A 19,427-nucleotide genomic window follows, 5' to 3' on the forward strand; every position below is an offset into this window, starting at 1 on the left:
TTTCCGGCCGTGGCAAAAACCCCAGTGAAATCCTCCACCAGTGTGCCCGCCTCGCCGGCACGGCGCATCCAGACACGGCGCTCCGGGGTACATGGCAAAGGGGTGTTCGCGCTGCAGGATATCGCCGAAGGCGAAACCATCATTGAATATGTGGGTGAGATCATCAGCTGGCAGGAAGCCCAGGACCGCCACCCCCACGACCCCAAAGACCCGAACCACACGTTTTACTTCTCGCTCGAAGATGGCAACGTGATCGACGCCTTGTTCGGCGGCAACTCCTCGCGCTGGATCAATCACTCCTGCGACGGCAACTGCATTGCTGACGAGGAAGGCGGCCGGGTCTTTATCAAGGCGCTGCGCAACATCCGCGCCGGCGAAGAGCTGAACTACGACTACGGCCTGATTCTCGAAGAGCGTTACACCAAAAAGCTCAAGGCGGAATACCCTTGCTGGTGTGGCAGCAGCAACTGCCGCGGCACCTTGTTGGCCCCGAAGCGATGAACGTGACCCGCTGGCCTGCGGAAGCCATTTGGGAAGCGGTGTTTGCGGTCCTTCCCGGTTTCAGTGTCGAGGTGTTGCCGGAAATTGATTCCACCAACTCGGAACTGATGCGGCGCGCACGGGCTGGCCAATGTGAGCCGGTGCTGCTGGTCGCAGAGCGGCAGACCGCCGGCCGTGGCCGCCTGGGTCGCGACTGGCAAAGCGACACGCAGGGCGATGGGGGCACGTTGACCTTCTCGTTGGGCCTGCCTTTGCAGCCTGCGGACTGGTCGGGGTTGTCGCTGGCGGTGGGGCTCTCCGTGGTGCAGAGCTTGCACCCGGAGTTGCAGCTGAAATGGCCCAATGACATCTGGTGGCAGGGCCGCAAGCTGGCTGGCATTCTGATTGAAACCGCGAGCGCTGGCACGCAACGCTATGCCGTCATTGGTGTGGGCATCAACATCACGCCGCGCAAGGGGGGTGGTTTGCGCACGCCGCCTGCGGCCTTGCAAGAATTGCTGCCGGAGGTGGATGCGCCTGAGGTCTTGCACCGGGTGATCGCGCCTTTGGTGCAAGCGGTGCTGACGTTTACTACCGAAGGTTTTGCACCCTTGCGCAGTGCCTACCAGGCGCGTGATCTGTTGGCGGGTCAGGCGGTGGTGTGTACCGATGGCACCCAAGGCACCGCACTGGGTGTAGACGCCAGCGGGGTGCTGCTGGTCGACACCGGGGCGGGAACTGTCAGAATCAACAGCGCGGAAGTGAGCGTGCGTCCGGTATCTGCACCCCCCCTCAACCCCTCCTGACTTCTATGTTGCGACTGATTGTCCTGCTACTCCTTTTGGCAAACGGCCTGTACTTTGCGTGGAGTCACCGTTATTTGCAGATGTACGGCTTTGCCCCGCACACCAGCAGTGAGCCGCAGCGTGTGCAGCAGCAGATCAAGCCGGATGCGGTGCAGCTGTTGACGGCTGCAGAGCTGAAAAAGGTGGAAGCCCAGTTGCTCGCCGATGCGGGCCCGAAGGAGTGTCTGCAAGCCGGCCCTTTCAGTGACGAGGAAGCCGCGGCCCTGCGCCGGGTGCTGAATGAAGCACTGCCCGCAGGCGGCTGGCAGGTGGACCCTGTCAAAGTGAGTGCGCGTTGGGTGGTTTACGTGGGCAAGCTGGCCAAAGGCGAGACGCTGGCCAAAAAGACCGCCGATCTGGCGGCTTTGGGCATCAAGGCGATACCGGTGGCGAACCCGGATCTACAACCCGGTTTGGTACTGGCAGGCTTTGAAACGGAAGCGGCTGCCAAGGCGGAGCTCGCCCGTTTGGCGCCCAGAGGCATCCGTGGCATCAAAGTGCTGCAAGAGCGCCAGGCGGCGACTGTGCAGCAGTTGCGTGTGCCGGCGGCGACCGAGGCCATCAAACTCCGGCTTCAGGATGTGAAGGCCGCCTTGCAAGGGCACGGGCTCAAGAGCTGCAGTTAAGCGCCCTCGGAGGGTGGGTTGACCGCGGAGGGCGAAAACCGCAAGGTGAACGTGGTGCCCGGCGGCGAGTAACCGGGCCGGCTGTCTTCCACCGCAATCTCCGCGTGGTGCTGGCGCGCAATTTCTTGAACGATGGGCAAACCCAAGCCTGAGCCATCGGCTTCGTTGCCGAGTGCCCGGTAGAACGGTTGAAAAACCAGTTCCCGCTCGGCCGCCGGGATGCCGGGGCCGTTGTCTTCCACCTGCAGTACCAAGGCGCCGCTGAACGGATCCAGCAAGACCCGGGCTGTGATCACGCCCGCGCGGTCTGCTGTGGATGGCGTGTAGTTGATGGCGTTGTCGACCAGATTGCGCACCATTTCTTTGAGGAGGGTGACGTTGCCCGGAATCGCGACGCCGGGTGTCCCGGGTTCGACGCCTTCGTAGCCCAGATCAATGGACTTTTCCAAGGCTTTGGGCACACAGTCCCGCACCACTTCCATGGTGAGTTTTGCCAGATCGCAGGGCTGGTGTGCAAGCACGGTGCCGCTGCTTTCGGCGCGTGCAAGGGCCAGCAGTTGATTGACGGTGTGGGTCGCGCGGATGCTGGAGCGGCCGATCTGGCGCAGCGACTGTTTCAAATCGTCTGCACTCGCGCCTTGCCGTTGCGCAAGATCGGCTTGCATACGCAAACCTGCCAGCGGGGTTTTGAGCTGGTGCGCTGCGTCGGCCAGGAAGCGCTTCTGGGTCGAGATGGAGTCTTTGAGTCGCATCAGCAGGTCGTTGACCGAGGAGACGAGCGGCACGACCTCCAGGGGCACTGCTTCTACATCCAGCGGGCTCAAATCGTCCGGGCTGCGGGCACGGATGCGCTCTTCCAAGCGGTTCAGGGGCTTGATCGCTTGTACCAGCGCCAACCAGACCAGCAGCACCGCCAGAGGCAGGATGACAAACTGGGGCAGCATAACCCCTTTGACAATTTCGGTCGCCAGGACCGAGCGTTTGTCCATGGTCTCTGCGACTTGAACCAGCGCTGGCCGGCCGCCGGGGATGTTTGTGCGCACCCACATGGAGGCGACCCGCAGGTCGACCCCTTTGTAGTCCAGCTCCCGCATCCGGACTTCGCCCTGCGGTACCCGGTCGTCGTCGGGCGGCGCCGGCAGGTCTTTTTCGCCGCTGAGGTACTCACCCTGGCTGCCGAGGACTTGGTAGTAGACGGTGTCCGCATCGTCTGCCCTGAGTAGCTCGCGGGCAGGCAGAGGGAGCACAAACTGCACCCGGTCTTTGCTGACGGTAATCAGCTGGGCCAGGGCTCCGGCGTTGTATTCGAGGGCGCGGTCAAACGGCTTGCCGGCAATGCCCTGCGCAACGAGCCAGGTCAGTACCAAGCTCACCGGCCACAGCAGCAACAGCGGGGTTAGCATCCAGTCGAGGATTTCCCCGAACAGGCTGCGTTGCTCCCGCTGGAATATTTTCATCCTGGTATTTTTTCCAAGCAGTAGCCCAGCCCGCGTACGGTGGCGATGCGGATGGGACCCTTTTCGATCTTCTTGCGCAGGCGGTGGATATAGACCTCGATGGCGTTGTTGCTCACCTCTTCGCCCCATTCGCACAGGCGCTCCACCAGCTGGTCTTTGCTAACCAGGCGGCCTGCGCGCTGCAGCAGCACCTCCAAGAGGCCGAGTTCGCGGGCAGAGAGTTCGACCATCTTGCCGTCGATGGTGGCGACCCGGCCGGCCTGGTCGTAGGTGAGCGGGCCGTGTTTGATGCTGCTGCTCGTCGCACCCATGCCGCGGCGGACCAAGGCGCGCACCCGGGCTTCCAGCTCTTGCAGGCTGAAGGGTTTGGCCATGTAGTCGTCCGCGCCGTAATCCAGGCCTTTGACCCGCTCATCCACGCTGTCCGCAGCAGTGAGGATCAGCACGGGCAATGAGGATCCCCTGCCCCGCAGTTTCTTGAGGACTTCCAGGCCGTGCATCTTTGGTAGGCCCAAATCCAGAATCAACAAGTCGAATTCGGTATTGGTCATGAGCGCGGCGTCGGCTTCGGTGCCGCTGGCCACATGGTCTACCGCTGCACCCGCGCCGCGCAGTGCGCGTAACAGGCCATCGGCCAGAACTTGATCGTCTTCAGCTATCAGTATGCGCATGCGTGTCTCCTGGCAGGGTGCGGCACTGTGTCCGCTTGACGCCATTCTAGGCGTGCAGCTGCTGTGCAAGGCGGCCGCCTGCGGCGGGCTCAATGGCCGCAGTAGGCCTCCAATCCCAGATGGATCACCGTGGCGACCTCGGGGCCGACTGCTTGTTGCAGCTCATCCTGGGCTTGGGCCACGGCATCTTGATACGCCTGCAGCCATGCCATCCCGGTGGCAGTGAAGCGGATGTGCTTGGCACGGGCATCGCTCGTGTCGTCGGTGCGCTCCACCATGCCCCAGGCCTCACATTGGTTTACCAGGGTGGTCATGGCCTGTTTGGTCATGCCGGCGCGGGTGGCAAGGTCGGTGAGGCGGCTGCCCTGGATTTCGAGGTGCCGGGTGATGTGAATATGGGCTGCCCCGACCTGCCCGCGGGCAGCGAGGTTGGCCAAACCCAAGGGTGCTGCGGTGTGACGAGCCATGAGCTCGAGGACTCTGGCATCAAAGCGCTCCAGCGCCAGTCGCAACCAATGACCGACGTGGTTGCTGCGCCAGGGTTCGAGAGAGGCGGGAATCGACATGGGGTAAATGGTAATGCAAACTGACTAAATATCGGCTTGTTTGAATTTAATAGGGCGCTTAGACTACTGTTCAAGCATCCAGCCTGTTGTTAATGACAGATGGATAAACAGTCACCCCACCCTTGATTTTTCAGGAGATTCCCATGGACGCAGTGAAGAACCCCGCCGCCAACGCAGAAAAGGCCAAAGCCCTTCAAGTGGCGCTTGCGCAGATTGAAAAGCAATTCGGCAAGGGCACCATCATGCGCTTGGGCGAGGGCGAGGTGATTGAAGACATTCAGGTCGTGTCCACCGGCTCTTTGGGGTTGGACATCGCTTTGGGCGTGGGCGGCCTGCCGCGTGGCCGTGTGGTGGAAATCTATGGCCCAGAGTCTTCCGGTAAAACCACCTTGACGCTGCAAGTCGTGGCCGAAATGCAAAAGCAAGGCGGCCAGTGCGCCTTCGTGGATGCCGAGCACGCGTTGGACATCCAATACGCCCAGAAGCTGGGTGTGAACCTGCAAGACCTGCTGATCAGCCAGCCTGACACCGGTGAGCAGGCTCTTGAAATTGTGGACAGCCTGGTGCGCTCCGGCGCGGTGGACCTGATCATTGTGGACTCGGTGGCCGCCCTGACCCCGAAGGCCGAACTCGAAGGTGAAATGGGCGACAGCCTGCCCGGCCTGCAAGCCCGCCTGATGAGCCAAGCGTTGCGCAAGCTCACTGCCCACATCAAGAAGACCAACTGCATGGTCATCTTTATCAACCAGATCCGCATGAAGATTGGCGTGATGTTCGGCTCGCCCGAAACCACCACCGGTGGCAATGCGCTGAAGTTTTACGCCTCTGTGCGCCTTGACATCCGCCGTACCGGCACGATCAAGAAGGGCGAAGAGGCCATCGGTAACGAGACCAAAGTCAAAGTGGTCAAGAACAAGGTCAGCCCCCCGTTCAAGACGGCGGAGTTCGACATCCTGTTTGGGGAAGGCATCAGCCGACACGGCGAAATCATCGACATGGGCGTGACCGCCGGCATTCTGGAAAAGTCCGGTGCCTGGTATGCCTACCAAGGTGAAAAAATCGGCCAAGGCCGTGACAACGCCCGCGAGTTTTTGCGTGAGAACCCTGACTTGTCGGTGGAGATTGAGAATAAGGTGCGCTTGTCCTTGGGTATTCCTTTGCTGCCAGTCGCAGAGCCTGATGCCAAGCCCAAAGGCAAAAAGGCAGACAAAGCGGACAAGCCGGAATAAGTGTCAAATCGGCCGCTAGCCCTCATTAAATATGCGCTAGCAGCTATTAATTTAGTAGCAAAATAAGAAGAAGTCAGGCTGTGGCAGTTCAAGCACTCTCACTCACCGGCAGGGCCTTGCGGCTGCTCAGTACCCGGGAGCACTCGCGCGCAGAGCTGGAGCGCAAGCTCCAGCGCTACGAGGAGGAGCCCGGCGCCTTGGCCCGGGTGCTGGACGCGCTCACCGCTAAAGACTTCATCAATGAAGACCGTGTGATCGGCTCGGTGGTCTACCGGAGGGCGGGCAAGATGGGGGCGTCTCGCATCAAGCAGGAGCTTCAATCGAAAGGGCTCGCTCCCGACGCGGTGGCCGAGGCGGTGGCTGCCTTGCGCAGCACCGAGCTGGAGCGGGCCCGCGAAGTCTGGCGCAAAAAGTTTGGTGCTCAACCGCAAGATGCGGCTGAGCGGGCCAAGCAGATGCGCTTTCTGGCCAGCCGGGGCTTTGGCGGTGACACCATCCACCGTGTGGTGTCCGGTGGCGGGGACGACGAGGGGCTGTAAGCCTTACAAGCCCAGCATCAGCTGCAGGTTTTGCACCGCAGCGCCGCTGGCACCCTTGCCCAGGTTGTCCAACCGGGCTACCAGCACCGCATGGGCAAAGCCATCGGCGGCAGCGTCGTTGGCGAACACCCGGAGTTCGAGCTTGTTGGTGTCTGCGAGGGCCACGGCATCCAATTTCAAATCCGCGGTGGCTGGCTCCACGCTCACCCATTGACTGCCGGCGTAATGGTGCGCCAATGCGTCGTGCAGGGCTTGTGCGGTTGGCTTGCCGGGCAATGTGTCGAGATGCAGTGGGAGCTGTACCAGCATGCCCTGAATGAAATTCCCGACCGAGGGCACAAACAGGGGCCTGCGGGTCAGGCCGGTGTATTGCATGATTTCAGGAATGTGCTTGTGCTTCAGGCCCAGTGCGTAGAGCTCAAAAGGTGCTGCGCTCCCTTGTTCGTAAGCCTCGATCATCGCGCGACCGCCGCCGGAATAGCCACTGACCGAAGGCAGGCAAACCGGGTGGTCGGCCGGCAACAATCCGGCATCGATCAAGGGGCGCAGCAGTGCGATGGCACCAGTGGCGTAGCAGCCTGGGTTGCTCACGCGGCGGGCCTGGATCACGGCATCGCGCTGGGTTGCGGCAAGCTCCGGAAAACCATAGACCCAGGTCGGGTCGACCCGGTGTGCAGTAGAGGCATCGATGATGCGCGGGCCCGGTTGACCTGTCTCGCGCTCCATGGCGTCGATCATGGCAACCGTGTCCTTGGCGGCATCGTCGTGCAGGCACAAAATCACCAGATCTGCCTCGGCAATCAGCGCACGTTTGGCCTGCGGATCTTTGCGCAGCGCGGGGTCGATGCTGATGAGTGCGACCTGCGGCATGGTCTGCAAACGTTCGCGGATCTGGAGGCCGGTAGTGCCGGCTTCGCCGTCGATAAAGATTTTTTTCATGGTGTAAGCAAGGGGCAAATAATGTGCTTCAAACTGCGCGCTGCATGGAGCATGACCGACCCGGAATGCACCAGCTGTAAGCCTCGCACCAGTATTGTGCGTCGCAGCATGATACATTCGCGGGTTGATGTGTCCAGTGCCGCGTGGTGATTACATCCTCGTTACCACACGGTGAACATAGTCCTGTCCCAAAGAGAGACGTCATGAAGATTCACGAGTACCAAGGCAAGGAAATCTTGCGTCAATTCGGTGTGCCCGTTCCCCGCGGCATTCCGGCTTTCACAGTGCAAGAAGCGGTGGAAGCCGCTCAAAAACTCGGTGGCCCAGTTTGGGTTGTCAAGGCACAAATCCATGCAGGTGGTCGCGGCAAGGGCGGCGGCGTGAAGGTTGCCAAGTCGATTGACGATGTCAAGCGCCTCGCCACCGAAATCCTGGGCATGCAGCTCAAGACACACCAGACCGGCCCAGAAGGCCAAAAGGTCCGCCGCTTGTACATCGAAGACGGCGCTGACATCAAGAACGAACTCTATGTGTCGCTGGTGACAGACCGCGCTACACAAAAAGTCGCCCTGATCGCATCCAGCGAAGGCGGCATGGACATCGAGGAAGTGGCCCACTCCACCCCCGAGAAAATCATCACTGAGATGATTGACCCCCTGACCGGCATTACCACCGAGCAGAGCAAGAAGGTGGCTGCAGCCATCGGCTTGACTGGTGCTTCCGTGGACCAAGCCGTGGACATTTTCGCCAAGCTCTACAAGTGCTACATGGACACCGATGCGTCCCTGGTGGAAATCAACCCCCTGAACTGCGACAGCAAGGGCAATGTGATGGCCCTGGACGCGAAGTTCAACTTCGATCCGAACGCCCTGTTCCGTCACCCTGAAATCGTGGCTTACCGCGATTTGGACGAAGAAGACGCGGCCGAAGTGGAAGCTTCTAAGTTCGATCTCGCCTACATCAGCTTGGATGGCAACATCGGCTGCCTGGTGAACGGCGCTGGTTTGGCCATGGCCACCATGGACACCATCAAGTTGTACGGCGCTGAGCCTGCCAACTTCTTGGACGTGGGCGGCGGTGCAACCCCCGAGAAGGTGACAGAAGCCTTCAAGATCATGTTGAAGAACCCCAAGGTCGAGGCCATCATGGTCAACATCTTCGGCGGCATCATGAAGTGCGACACCATTGCCACCGGCGTGATTACTGCTTGCAAGGCAGTGAACCTGTCTGTGCCTTTGGTGGTGCGTATGAAGGGTACCAACGAAGACCTCGGCAAGAAGATGTTGGCCGAGTCCGGTTTGCCCATCATCAGCGCCGACAGCATGGCCGAAGCGGCCGAAAAAGTTGTCGCAGCCGTCAAAGCCCGCTAAGGAATCACCATGTCGATTTTTATCAACAAAGACACCAAAGTCATTACCCAAGGCATTACCGGCAAGACCGGCCAGTTCCACACTGAAAAATGCCAGGAATACGCAAACGGCAAGAACTGCTTCGTAGCGGGTGTGAACCCCAAGAAGGCTGGCGAGTCGATTTTCAACATTCCAATCTACTCCTCCGTCAAGGAAGCTGCCGGTCAAACCGGTGCAACCGTGTCGGTGATCTACGTGCCGCCAGCGGGCGCTGCTGCTGCCATCTGGGAAGCTGTTGAAGCCGATTTGGACCTCGCGATTTGCATTACTGAAGGCATTCCGGTCAAGGACATGTTGGAAGTGCGCAACCGCATGAAGGCCAAAGAAGCTGCCGGCGGCAAGAAGACGCTGCTGTTGGGACCCAACTGCCCCGGTTTGATCACTCCCGATGAAATCAAGATCGGCATCATGCCCGGTCACATTCACCGCAAAGGCCGTATCGGCGTGGTGTCCCGTTCCGGTACATTGACTTACGAAGCTGTGGCTCAGTTGACCGAAATCGGTCTGGGTCAGTCTTCTGCTGTCGGCATCGGCGGTGACCCGATCAACGGCCTGAAGCACATCGATGTGATGCAAGCTTTCAACGATGATCCTGATACCGATGCGGTCATCATGATCGGCGAAATCGGTGGACCTGACGAAGCTGAAGCTGCACGTTGGTGCAAGCTGAACATGAAGAAGCCAGTTGTTGGCTTTATTGCTGGTGTGACAGCGCCTCCCGGAAAGCGCATGGGCCACGCGGGTGCTTTGATCTCCGGTGGTGCAGATACTGCAGACGCGAAGCTGGCGGTGATGGAAGAGTGCGGTTTCAAAGTGACTCGTAACCCTTCTGAGATGGCAAAACTGTTGAAGGCCTTGCTGTAATCAGCACGCCAACCCTGCTGCCCTCCATTTGCAGGGAATGGACAGGAGCCCGGTCTAAGCACCGGGCTTTTTTACGTCTGTCGGTTTGTGTGTGTTGCCGCGAGAAAGCGCCTCTGGTAAGGTGCGTTGAGCTGTCACGAAAGTAAATACAAAGCACTCAACCAAGTATGCACAGGGACAATCGGGGAGTCAGTGAGGGTGGCTAGCGCACCCAAAAACAGAGCGTTCTGGCGAACTGATTGGTTTGTCGGATTGCTTGTTTCCGCAGTCGCGACCGTTGCATTGCTGACAACGGGCTTGGCGGCTTCTTTGGAGCTACGTTTTTACGATATTGCCAGTGCTTCCAAGGCGCGTCTGCCCTCTGACCAAATTGCCATCATTGCGATTGACGACCTCAGCGTTTCGAAGCTGGGGCGGTGGCCTTGGCCGCGGAACTACCACGCTGAATTGATCGATCTACTGGCGCAGGCCCAGCCCGCGGCGATTGTTCAAACCATCTTCTTTTTTGAGCCGCAACTGGATACCGGCTTGGTGCATATCCAAAAGTTAAAAGCGCTGATGGCCGAAGCAGGGGAGATGGCCAACCAAGAAGCTATCGACAAAGCTTTTGCCGAGGCTGAGATTGCCCTCAACCATGACGCGGCGCTCGCGCAGAGCATTCGTGGTGCGGGAAATGTCTTGCTGCCTGTGGTCTTCAAGTGGGGTGTGGCCCGATCTGCACCCGACAGATCACTCCCCGAATTTTGGATGAGAGCAGGCGTTTCTGTATCTGCCACTGATTTTTTTCCTGCAGAACAGGGCCAGTTTCCGATGGACGAATTGTCACAAGCCTCGGCCGGTGGCGGACACCTGAACCAGATGCTTGATCCTGATGGCGTGGTTCGCACCGAGCCACTCTGGATTAATGCGGGTGGGAAGGCGGTACCTTCACTCGCACTATCCGCCGTTGTCCAGGCATTGGACCTGTCTGCGACCGATGTTCGGTTTGTGCCCGGCAAAGGTCTCCAGCTCGGAAATCTGCACATTGCAACGGACGAGCACGCCTCAATGCTCCCCCAGTTTTACGCGACGCGCAATGGCAAGCCTGCCTTCCCGGTCACTTCGTTTTATGACGTCCTGACTCAGAAAGTGCCCGCTGCCAAGTACCAGGGCAAGATTGTCATTATTGGAGCGACTGCGGCAGGTATTGGCGTTCAGTTTCCCGTTGCAGGGCAGATGGCCTTGTCTCCAGCAGAGACAACGGCGCATGTGACGTCCAGTCTTCTGGAGCAACACGCCACCTCTCAACCGGCGTGGGCTGATTGGGTAGGCGTCATTGCCCTGCTGCTCGTCAGTGCCTATTTAATGGGAGTGCTGGGCACACTTTCAGCGCCTGTCGCTGCGATGCTGACAGCCCTTGCTTTAGTCGGTTTGGTCGGAGGTGAATACCTGTTGCTGGTCAACTCTGCAGTTTGGGTGAAGTTGCTGCTACCTGCGATGGTTTTGGCCATCGGCCACATCGGGTTGACGACCAAGCGCTTCTGGATGGTGGAGTTAGGGAAAACGCAGTCTGATGCAGAGTCCGCTGAGGCCAACCGCATGATGGGCTTGGCTTTGCAGGGCCAAGGACAGCTGGACATGGCTTTTGACCGCTTCCGACGGGTGCCTGCCAGTGATGCGGTTCGTGAGAATTTGTACCAATTGGCACTTGATTTTGAACGTAAACGTCAGTTCAACAAGGCTCTTGCCGTCTATGAATACATTGCTGCGCAGGACCCCGAATTCAAAGATGTGAAACTGAAGCGAGTGCAAGCGCAACGACTTTCCAACTCCATCGTGATGAGGCGCGATGAGAAGTTAATTACCGCAGCTGTTTTCGAAAATGAAACGATAGAAAAGCCGACACTTGGACGGTACACCTTGGATGCCGAACTCGGCAAAGGCGCGATGGGAGTTGTTTACCGCGGCCTGGATCCGAAAATTGGTCGCGTGGTGGCGCTGAAAACCATGGCCCTCGCCGAGGAGTTTTCTGGCGATGAGTTGGTCGATGCTCGTGCGCGTTTTTTTCGTGAGGCAGAAACTGCCGGGCGTTTGCAGCATCCAAACATCGTGACTATTTTTGACGCTGGCGAAGAGAGCGATTTGGCCTACATTGCCATGGAGTTCGTCGGTGGAACCGACCTCGTCAAACACACCAAGCCTGAAAATCTGCTCCCTGTTGTCACTGTTTTGAGTATTGTGAGTCGTGTCTCCTTGGCTTTGGACTATGCCCACCGGCAGCAGGTAGTGCACCGCGATATAAAGCCAGCGAATATCATGTTTGAGCCCGATACCAATGCGGTGAAGGTGACAGACTTCGGCATCGCAAGAATCTCTGACAGCTATAAAACCAAAACGGGCCTGGTGCTGGGTACGCCCAGTTTTATGTCACCAGAGCAATTGGCAGGGGCATCTGCTGACGGGCGCTCTGACCTGTACTCCTTGGGTGTGACGCTGTACCAGTTGTTGACAGGAGTACTTCCATTTCGTGGGGACTCTATGGCGGAGTTGATGTACAAAATTACCCATGAAGAGGCTGTGGATGTGCGCCTTCGTCGGCCGGATTTAACAGAGGAGCTCGCGAGACTGGTACAGCGCGCCGTGATGAAAGCCCCTGAGGCTCGGTTTCAAACCGGGGCTGAGTTTGCGCTGTGCCTTGAGAAGTACATCACAAATCAAGGCAACATATCGCCGGAAGCTGTTCAAGCCGTCACTGTAGACATTACGATGCAAAACACGATTCCACTGAAACGGCCAGCTCGACCGGCGCCGGATATCGAAATCTAAATAACCATGATGTACCAATTCCACGCCAAAACGGATCCGGGTCGATGCCGCGAAAACAATGAAGACTCCGTGGCTTTTGATGATCAGGCCTTGGTTGCTGTCCTCGCAGATGGAATGGGCGGCTACAACGCAGGCGAAATTGCCAGCGGGATGGCGACTGCTTTTATCAAGGCGGAGCTGAGTCGTTGGTTGTCAGAGGCTGGTGCGAATGCACAAATGAGGGATATTCGCCGGGCCATGGAGATATGCGTGGACAACGCCAATATCGCCATCTACAACTCAGCCAACGCCAACCCTTCGTTTGCCGGGATGGGGACCACTTTGGTTCTCGGAGTGATTAAAGATGGCAGACTGTTGGTCGGGCATATCGGTGATTCCCGCTGCTATCGGCTCCGGCAGGGTCGTATGGAGCAGATCACCAAAGACCATTCTTTGTTGCAGGAGCAAATGGATGCAGGATTGATTACGCCAGAGCAAGCGGCTGGCTCCCCCATCAAGAATCTGGTCACAAGAGCGCTCGGTGTTGAGCAAGGGGTGATGTTGGAGGTCAACGAGTTCAGTATCGAACCTGGCGATGTGTATCTAATGTGCTCAGATGGGCTTTCAGATATGGTGTCTGATGAAGTAATCGTTAGAATTGCTTTCGAGGACCTGCGTCTGGAGCCCCTTGCAGAGCATTTAATCTTGGCTGCCAATGAGAGTGGTGGCCGTGACAATATTTCTGTTCTGTTGGTTGCCGCAGGGGAAGCAGTTGAAAAAAAAGGCTTTATTGCCAAGCTGCTCGGGAAATAAAGTCGAAACGCTTTCAAAAAGCAACTACAGGAAAAGGAGTCGATCATGCCGAAAATGATCGTATCGATCGATGAGGTCGTGATCAAAGAAGTTCAAATTACTAAAGATCGCACAACTTTGGGGCGCAGGCCTTACAACGACATCGTGATTGATAACCTGGCTGTAAGTGGCGAACACGCTGTTATTTTGATGGCGGGACAAGACATTTTTCTTGAAGACCTCAACAGTACCAATGGCACTTATGTGAACGGTAAGGCTGTCAAAAAACAGCAACTCCGCCACGGCGACGGTATCGAAATCGGCAAATACAAGATCAAGTACATGGCTGACGGTATGGTCGATAGTTTTGACAAAACGATGGTGGTGCCTGCCCGTCCGTCTGCGATCACTACACAACCTTTGAATTCAGGGTTTGCTACGGTCGCCGGGGATTCCCAAGGGCTGGGAGCGTTTCACGCTGCAATCAAGGTGCTTTCTGGCGCCGCATCCGGGCGGGAAGTACCGCTTACGAAAGTAGTCACCACCATTGGAAAGCCGGGTGTTGCGGTTGCCGCGATTACCCGCCGCCAACAAGGTTTTGTGGTGCACCATGTGGAAGGTGCGGGTAATCCAACTTTGAACGGTGCTCCTATCGGGGCTGCGCCACTTCCCTTGAAAAATGGGGATTTGGTGGAGTTGGCAGGGACCCAGATGCAATTCATATTGCATTGAATAGCCTCGCACACAAAATCCCTTGCGCGCACTAACGCCTGAGAGGTGAATTCCATCTATCGGCATCGAGCCCGTATCGCGGTCACTCTGGTGCCGTTTGTTTTTGCAGTGCTTCACCTTTTAGGGGCACTGGAAATCGGCGCACTTCACCGGTTAGATAACCTCATTTACGATGCGCGTCTTCGGTCCACGATGCCACGGACGATCGACGACCGTATCGTCATCGTCGATGTAGATGAAAAGAGTCTGGCTGAAATAGGACGCTGGCCATGGAGTCGTGCTGTACTCGCCGACTTGGTCGATAAGCTATTTGACAAGCACGACGTAGGCCTACTTGGAGTCGATGTTGTTCTCGCTGAGCCAGACACTAGTTCAGGGCTTCAGCATCTGCGCTCGCTGGCTGCGAATGAGCTCAAAGACAATCCGGCTTTTGCCGAGCAGGTGGATCGGCTCGCACCAAGTCTTGATTTCGATGCGAGGCTTGCAACCGCTTTAACAAACAGGCCGGTAGTTCTGGGCTATTTCTTCTCTGACGCGCCGGCGTTTCGCTCGGGAGGCGCGCTGCCTGCCGCAGTTTTTACAGGGGCGGACCTTGATGGTCATTCCGTGATGGCGCCTGAGTGGTCAGCGTTCGGGGCAAACCTTGCCGTGTTCTCAAGTGCGACTCCACTGGCGGGTCATACCAATTCTTTTACCGATGCGGACGGCGTTGTCAGGTCCTTGCCGCTCGTTGCACGCTATGGTGATGCGTACTATGAGTCTCTCTCTCTCGCCATGTTCCGTGCGCTGACAGGGGCGCCGCAGGTTAAGCCTTCATTCTCTAAAGAAAGTGTTTTGCCCAAGGCATATCGCGGCCTTGAAAGCTTGGAGCTCACTAAAGAGGGAAAGAGTCTTGTGCTGCCCGTTGACAATCGTGGCGGAGCGCTCATTTCATTCCGAGGCCCCGGCGGACCGGCTGGTGGGTCTTTTCGCTACGTGTCTGCGGTAGACGTACTTAACAACACGCTCCCCCCTGGAATGCTTCAAAACAAAATTGTGCTGCTTGGTACAACTGCGCTGGGTTTGTTTGATATGCGGGTGACGCCGGCCGGAGAAACCTACCCTGGGGTTGAAACACATGCGAGTGTTTTGTCCTCCATGCTGGATGGGCGCTTGAAAGTAAAGCCTGATTATGCGTTCGGGTACGAGTTCATCATGCTGTTGAGCGCCGGCTTGATGCTTGCTTTTTGTTTGCCTCTGCTTTCGGCGTTCAAAGCAGTGCTGCTGAGTTTTGCAATGCTCGTTGTATTGGTCGCCTCCAACTTCTGGCTCTACGATGAGTTTGGCTTGGCATTGCCGCTGGCGACGTCGCTGGCGATGACCGTGACTGCTTTCGCGCTGAACATGAGCTATGGATATTTTGTCGAAAGCCGTTCAAAGAGAGAGTTGGCGAACCTGTTTGGTACCTATGTACCTCCAGAGTTGGTAGATGAAATGGTTCGGGATCCAGACAGTTACACCATGCAGGCCACCAGCCGTGAGTTGACGGTCATGTTTTGCGATATGCGTGGTTTCACACGGATGTCAGAGTCTATGGAGCCGATCCAATTGCAGTCCATGTTGACTGACATATTCAGTCGTATCACTACTGTCATCCGGGCCAACAAAGGCACAATTGACAAGTACATGGGCGACTGCGTCATGGCCTTTTGGGGGGCACCAGTCGAGGCGGTGGATCACGCCGTCTTGGCAGTTAAGTGCGCCGTGGAAATTGAGCATATGCTTCAAACACTAAATACGGAACACCGAGCGCGAGGCGTCCCTGAGATCGGCGTCGGGATCGGCATCAATACGGGGCTCATGTGTGTCGGTGATATGGGGTCCGAGATGCGGCGCAGTTACACCGTGATTGGCGATGCAGTAAACCTTGGTTCCCGTTTGGAAGGACTGACCAAGATTTACGGCGAGAGCATCATCGTGAGTGAAACCACAAAAGCGCTCATTCCTGAGCTCGCTTGGCAAGAGCTAGACAAGGTTAGGGTGAAGGGCAAAGAGCAGTCCGTAACGATTTGGACCCCTTGGACCCAATCCTCTGTGTCGGATGCCGCTTTAAGCGGGGAGTTGGCGTTGTGGCATGAATTCTTGGCCCACTATCGTGTGCAATCGTGGGCGGCCGCTGAGAGGGTGCTGTTGAACTTGTTGGACGTTGCCGGTACCAAACCTTTATATAGCTATTACGCTGCCCGGATCGCAAGTTTAAAACTGTTACCGTTTGATCCGGAATGGGACGGAAGCACGCAGTTCGGGTCCACTTAAAGGGATATCTGTTCCTTTTGCCGTTTAGCCGTCGTTGGCTGTTCATGCTATTTGACTATCCGAAAAAGAAAGAAGCACTTCCATGAATCATTCGCAGCCGGGAGAGGGGAGTTCCTCGTTGAGTGAGCAGGCTTTTTACGACTCACAAAAGCAGCCCGTTAAAAAACGCGGAATGACGTTCGAGGCACTGTTCTATCGGCAATTGCATCAGGTAACGGCGCGTATTCACGACACGGTCCAACTCGAGCAAATCATGCTCGAAACCAGCCAAGAGATATGCAAACTGCTCAATGCGGATCGACTCACCTTGTACGCAGTAGCGGATGATGGTGTTTCTATAGTCTCAAAGATAAAGACAGGCCTCAATACAAGCAAGGAATTGAAGCTACCAATCTCTCCGCAAAGCCTTGCTGGTTACGCGGCCTATAGCAGGACCATCCTCAATCTGCCGGATGTATACAACGAAGAGGCGCTGCGCAAGATACACCCGTCCCTCAACTTCTTAAAAGAAGTGGACAAGCGCTCCGGCTACCGAACCAAGCAGATGATGGTTGCGCCAATTCTCGACGGTAACGTTTTGCATGGCGTTCTGCAGGTCATCAATAGCAAGAGCGACGAACCCTTCGGAGAGTTAGAACTTGATGGAGTGACAGAGCTCTGCAAAACGCTTGCCACCGCCATCCGACAACGGGTGGCCACCCAAGAGAGTCGACCAAGACGTGAGCGCACTCGCTATGACAGTCTAGTGAATGCCGGTTTGTTGTCGGATATCGATCTTCAACAACTTGCACAAGAAGCACGCGACGAAGGTGAACCGCTTGAGCAGCTCATCATCAGCCGCACGGGTTTGTTGCCGAGTCAGGTTGGCGCCGGTTTGGCGCAGTTTTTCGGAGTGGTCTATGAGCCGCGTAGCAGCGCTCGCATTCGTTCGGAGGCATTGCATGGGCCTCTAAAACGCGAGTTTCTCGAGGAGCAGGGCTGGGTTCCTCTTGAGGAGTCGCCTGAAGGTTTGGTGATCATGTGTCTTGACCCCGAAGCGGTAAAAGGCTCGAGAGTGGTGCCACAAGTTTTTCCGCGGATTAGCAAGTTTGCGTACCGGGTGACAACACAAATAGAGTTTATCGAGACGCTTTCGCAACTATTTGGGGCGACTGCGGACTCCAGCACAATTGATCAATTACTCGCCGATATGGACGGTGGGCCTATTGAAGATTCCGGTAATGATGAGTCACTAGAGTCTGCCGCTGCAGACAATGAACTGGTGAAGTTCGTTAACAAAGTCATTATTGATGCCTATCATCAGAAGGTCTCGGATATACACATTGAGCCCATGCCGGGCAAATTTAAAACCGGTATCCGCTTTCGGATCGACGGAAGCCTCGTCCCTTACGTCGAGGTACCCGCCCACTTTCGCCAGGCGATGGTCACGCGCCTCAAAATTATGTGTGACCTCGATATTTCGGAGCGTCGAAAACCTCAAGATGGGAAAATAAAATTTAAAAAGTATGGCCCGCTAGATATTGAACTTCGTGTCGCAACTATTCCCTCTGCAGGCGGGGTCGAGGATGTGGTGATGCGGATATTGGCTGCAGGTGAACCAATACCGTTAGAAAAACTGGGTTTGACTGCGCACAATAAGACCAGACTAGAGGCAACAGTCAGCAAACCGTATGGTTTGTTTTACGTATGTGGGCCAACGGGCTCGGGAAAGACTACTACGTTGCACTCCATATTGAAGTTTCTTAACACGCCAGATACCAAGATATGGACCGCAGAGGATCCTGTAGAAATTACGCAAAAAGGTTTGCGCCAAGTCCAAATCAACAAGAAAGCCGGAATCGACTTTGCGCTGGTGATGCGGGCCTTTCTCCGTGCGGACCCGGACATCATCATGGTCGGCGAATCGCGAGATAAAGAAACCGTGTCCATGGGCGTAGAAGCCTCGTTGACCGGCCACATGGTGTTCTCCACCCTGCACACTAACTCTGCGCCCGAATCCATTACCCGCCTTTTAGATATGGGCATGGACCCCTTCAATTTTGCAGATGCCTTGCTGGGCATCTTGGCTCAACGCCTTGCCAAGAGGCTGTGCGATTGCAAGGTGGCGTATGTGCCGACTGACGATGAATTGCGGTTGTTCTGTAAAGAGTACGCCGAAGAGTTGCGGAATACGGATGCATGGAAAAGCGATTACGAGTCGGAGACCCAAAAACTGATTCGGCAATGGATGGATGCTTATAGCGATGGCGGACCCTTAAAGCTCTACAAAGCTGTCGGCTGTGAGAAGTGCAATAAAACCGGCTACAAAGGCCGGGTGGGTCTGCATGAACTGATGGTCGCAGACGACCATCTCAAGAAGCTCATCCAAGAGCGTGCGCGAGTGGCCGAACTATTCGCTAGCGCAGTCCAAGGGGGGATGCGCACTTTAAAGATGGATGGAATGGAAAAAATCTTGATGGGCCTCACGGATCTCAAGATGGTGAGGCAAGTCTGCATCAAGTGACGGAAGTGACAATCTTGTCACTCGATGCACCCAGTCTCTATCGGCGCGAGCAAAAATGTCACCTTGGCAATATGTTTTGGGTATTTGTTCACAGAATTAGACCCTTAGCGGCTTGGCATGAAAGCTGCACCTACTCAAGCCTCTTTTCTTAAACCGGAGTTTTTATGAAGCGTTCCATTCAAAAAGGTTTTACCTTGATCGAACTGATGATCGTCGTGGCGATTATTGGTATTTTGGCTGCGGTGGCTTTGCCTGCTTATCAAGATTACACTGTGCGCGCTAAAATTACAGAGGCCACTTCTATGGCGTCTACTGCCAAAACCGCCATTGGACTTGCCTTCAATGAAGGCACTATGTATGCGTCTTCTACCGCAGACACCAACGAATCTTTTGGTTTGGCTTCGGCAACGGCCATTACCAGCAAGTATGTAACTTCAGTTACTGCTGCTTCCTCATCTACGACATCTGCGACAGTGAGTGTAGTGATGAAGGGTACAGGGAACACTTCCGTTGATGGCGGAACTATCGTATACACAGCAACTTGCGTCCAGGGTGCCCAATGTTCTTGGGCTGTCTCTAGTACATCTATTCCTGCCAAGTTTTTGCCAAAAACTTGATTGATCATTAATTTGTCCTATATAAAGGCCGCATTGCGGCCTTTATTTTTATATGCTTAGATTGCTAACTCATGTATTG

The 19,427-nt window shown here is 56.3% G+C and carries 16 protein-coding genes and 1 pseudogene; 13 read left to right on the forward strand and 4 right to left on the reverse strand.

The features are described from left to right. Positions 1–9: 9 nt before the first annotated feature. The 3 genes and pseudogenes from RAE19_RS10185 to RAE19_RS10195 all read left to right on the forward strand — a co-directional run. Positions 10–498 (forward strand): annotated as a pseudogene (locus tag RAE19_RS10185) (SET domain-containing protein); the annotation flags it as partial. After that, positions 498–1,286: a biotin--[acetyl-CoA-carboxylase] ligase gene (locus RAE19_RS10190; protein ID WP_313876218.1), complete on the forward strand. Its 789-nt coding sequence runs from the start codon at positions 498–500 to the stop codon at positions 1,284–1,286. The pseudogene RAE19_RS10185 and the gene RAE19_RS10190, both read left to right, overlap by 1 nt. Before the next feature lie 5 nt (positions 1,287–1,291). Further along, a complete protein-coding gene (locus tag RAE19_RS10195) occupies positions 1,292–1,951 on the forward strand; it encodes an SPOR domain-containing protein (RefSeq protein WP_313874779.1) in 660 nt (219 codons plus the stop codon). Here the strand turns inward: RAE19_RS10195 and RAE19_RS10200 are convergent. The 3 genes from RAE19_RS10200 to RAE19_RS10210 form a co-directional block, all read right to left on the reverse strand. Continuing rightward, entirely contained in the window at positions 1,948–3,408 is a 1,461-nt protein-coding gene (locus RAE19_RS10200; protein WP_313874780.1) for a sensor histidine kinase, read from the reverse strand. The genes RAE19_RS10195 and RAE19_RS10200 overlap by 4 nt on opposite strands. Continuing rightward, positions 3,405–4,079, reverse strand: coding sequence for a response regulator (locus RAE19_RS10205; protein ID WP_029706776.1), 675 nt, complete (start codon positions 4,077–4,079; stop codon positions 3,405–3,407). Before RAE19_RS10205 ends, RAE19_RS10200 begins: the two co-directional genes overlap by 4 nt. Positions 4,080–4,168: 89 nt before the next feature. Continuing rightward, positions 4,169–4,645, reverse strand: a complete 477-nt coding sequence (locus tag RAE19_RS10210; protein WP_313874781.1) for a MarR family winged helix-turn-helix transcriptional regulator — start codon at positions 4,643–4,645, stop codon at positions 4,169–4,171. 143 nt (positions 4,646–4,788) lie between these two features. On the opposite strand from RAE19_RS10210, the gene recA reads away from it, so the two are divergent. Together recA and recX are read left to right on the forward strand one after the other, a co-directional pair. Then, the gene (gene recA / locus RAE19_RS10215) at positions 4,789–5,874 is read left to right on the forward strand and encodes a recombinase RecA (protein ID WP_313874782.1); all 1,086 of its coding nucleotides are present in this window, start codon (positions 4,789–4,791) and stop codon (positions 5,872–5,874) included. A gap of 80 nt (positions 5,875–5,954) precedes the next feature. Continuing rightward, positions 5,955–6,413 carry a recombination regulator RecX gene (recX, locus tag RAE19_RS10220; RefSeq protein WP_313874783.1) on the forward strand — a complete coding sequence of 153 codons (459 nt, stop codon included), beginning with the start codon at positions 5,955–5,957 and terminating at the stop codon, positions 6,411–6,413. Between the two features lie 3 nt (positions 6,414–6,416). Here recX and argC read toward each other — a convergent pair whose 3' ends face one another. Beyond that, the gene (argC, locus tag RAE19_RS10225; RefSeq protein ID WP_313874784.1) at positions 6,417–7,352 is read right to left on the reverse strand and encodes an N-acetyl-gamma-glutamyl-phosphate reductase; all 936 of its coding nucleotides are present in this window, start codon (positions 7,350–7,352) and stop codon (positions 6,417–6,419) included. 203 nt (positions 7,353–7,555) lie between these two features. On the opposite strand from argC, the gene sucC reads away from it, so the two are divergent. The 8 genes from sucC (at position 7,556) to RAE19_RS10265 (ending at position 19,348) form a co-directional block, all read left to right on the forward strand. Further along, a complete protein-coding gene (gene sucC, locus RAE19_RS10230) occupies positions 7,556–8,722 on the forward strand; it encodes an ADP-forming succinate--CoA ligase subunit beta (protein ID WP_313874785.1) in 1,167 nt (388 codons plus the stop codon). A gap of 9 nt (positions 8,723–8,731) precedes the next feature. Continuing rightward, entirely contained in the window at positions 8,732–9,625 is an 894-nt protein-coding gene (sucD, locus tag RAE19_RS10235; RefSeq protein WP_296510162.1) for a succinate--CoA ligase subunit alpha, read from the forward strand. 198 nt (positions 9,626–9,823) lie between these two features. Next, entirely contained in the window at positions 9,824–12,430 is a 2,607-nt protein-coding gene (locus tag RAE19_RS10240) for a CHASE2 domain-containing serine/threonine-protein kinase (protein WP_313874786.1), read from the forward strand. 6 nt (positions 12,431–12,436) lie between these two features. Further along, on the forward strand, positions 12,437–13,222 hold the full coding sequence (locus tag RAE19_RS10245) for a Stp1/IreP family PP2C-type Ser/Thr phosphatase (protein ID WP_313874787.1): 786 nt from the start codon (positions 12,437–12,439) through the stop codon (positions 13,220–13,222). Positions 13,223–13,267: 45 nt separating this feature from the next. Further along, entirely contained in the window at positions 13,268–13,933 is a 666-nt protein-coding gene (locus RAE19_RS10250; RefSeq protein ID WP_313874788.1) for an FHA domain-containing protein, read from the forward strand. 45 nt (positions 13,934–13,978) lie between these two features. Continuing rightward, the gene (locus RAE19_RS10255) at positions 13,979–16,228 is read left to right on the forward strand and encodes a CHASE2 domain-containing protein (RefSeq protein WP_313874789.1); all 2,250 of its coding nucleotides are present in this window, start codon (positions 13,979–13,981) and stop codon (positions 16,226–16,228) included. A gap of 82 nt (positions 16,229–16,310) precedes the next feature. Next, entirely contained in the window at positions 16,311–18,731 is a 2,421-nt protein-coding gene (locus RAE19_RS10260; RefSeq protein WP_313874790.1) for an ATPase, T2SS/T4P/T4SS family, read from the forward strand. Positions 18,732–18,895: 164 nt separating this feature from the next. Then, positions 18,896–19,348, forward strand: coding sequence for a pilin (locus RAE19_RS10265; RefSeq protein ID WP_313874791.1), 453 nt, complete (start codon positions 18,896–18,898; stop codon positions 19,346–19,348). Positions 19,349–19,427: the final 79 nt, after the last annotated feature.

This window comes from Rhodoferax potami, from assembly GCF_032193805.1.
GTDB classification, from domain to species: domain Bacteria; phylum Pseudomonadota; class Gammaproteobacteria; order Burkholderiales; family Burkholderiaceae_C; genus Allorhodoferax; species Allorhodoferax potami_A.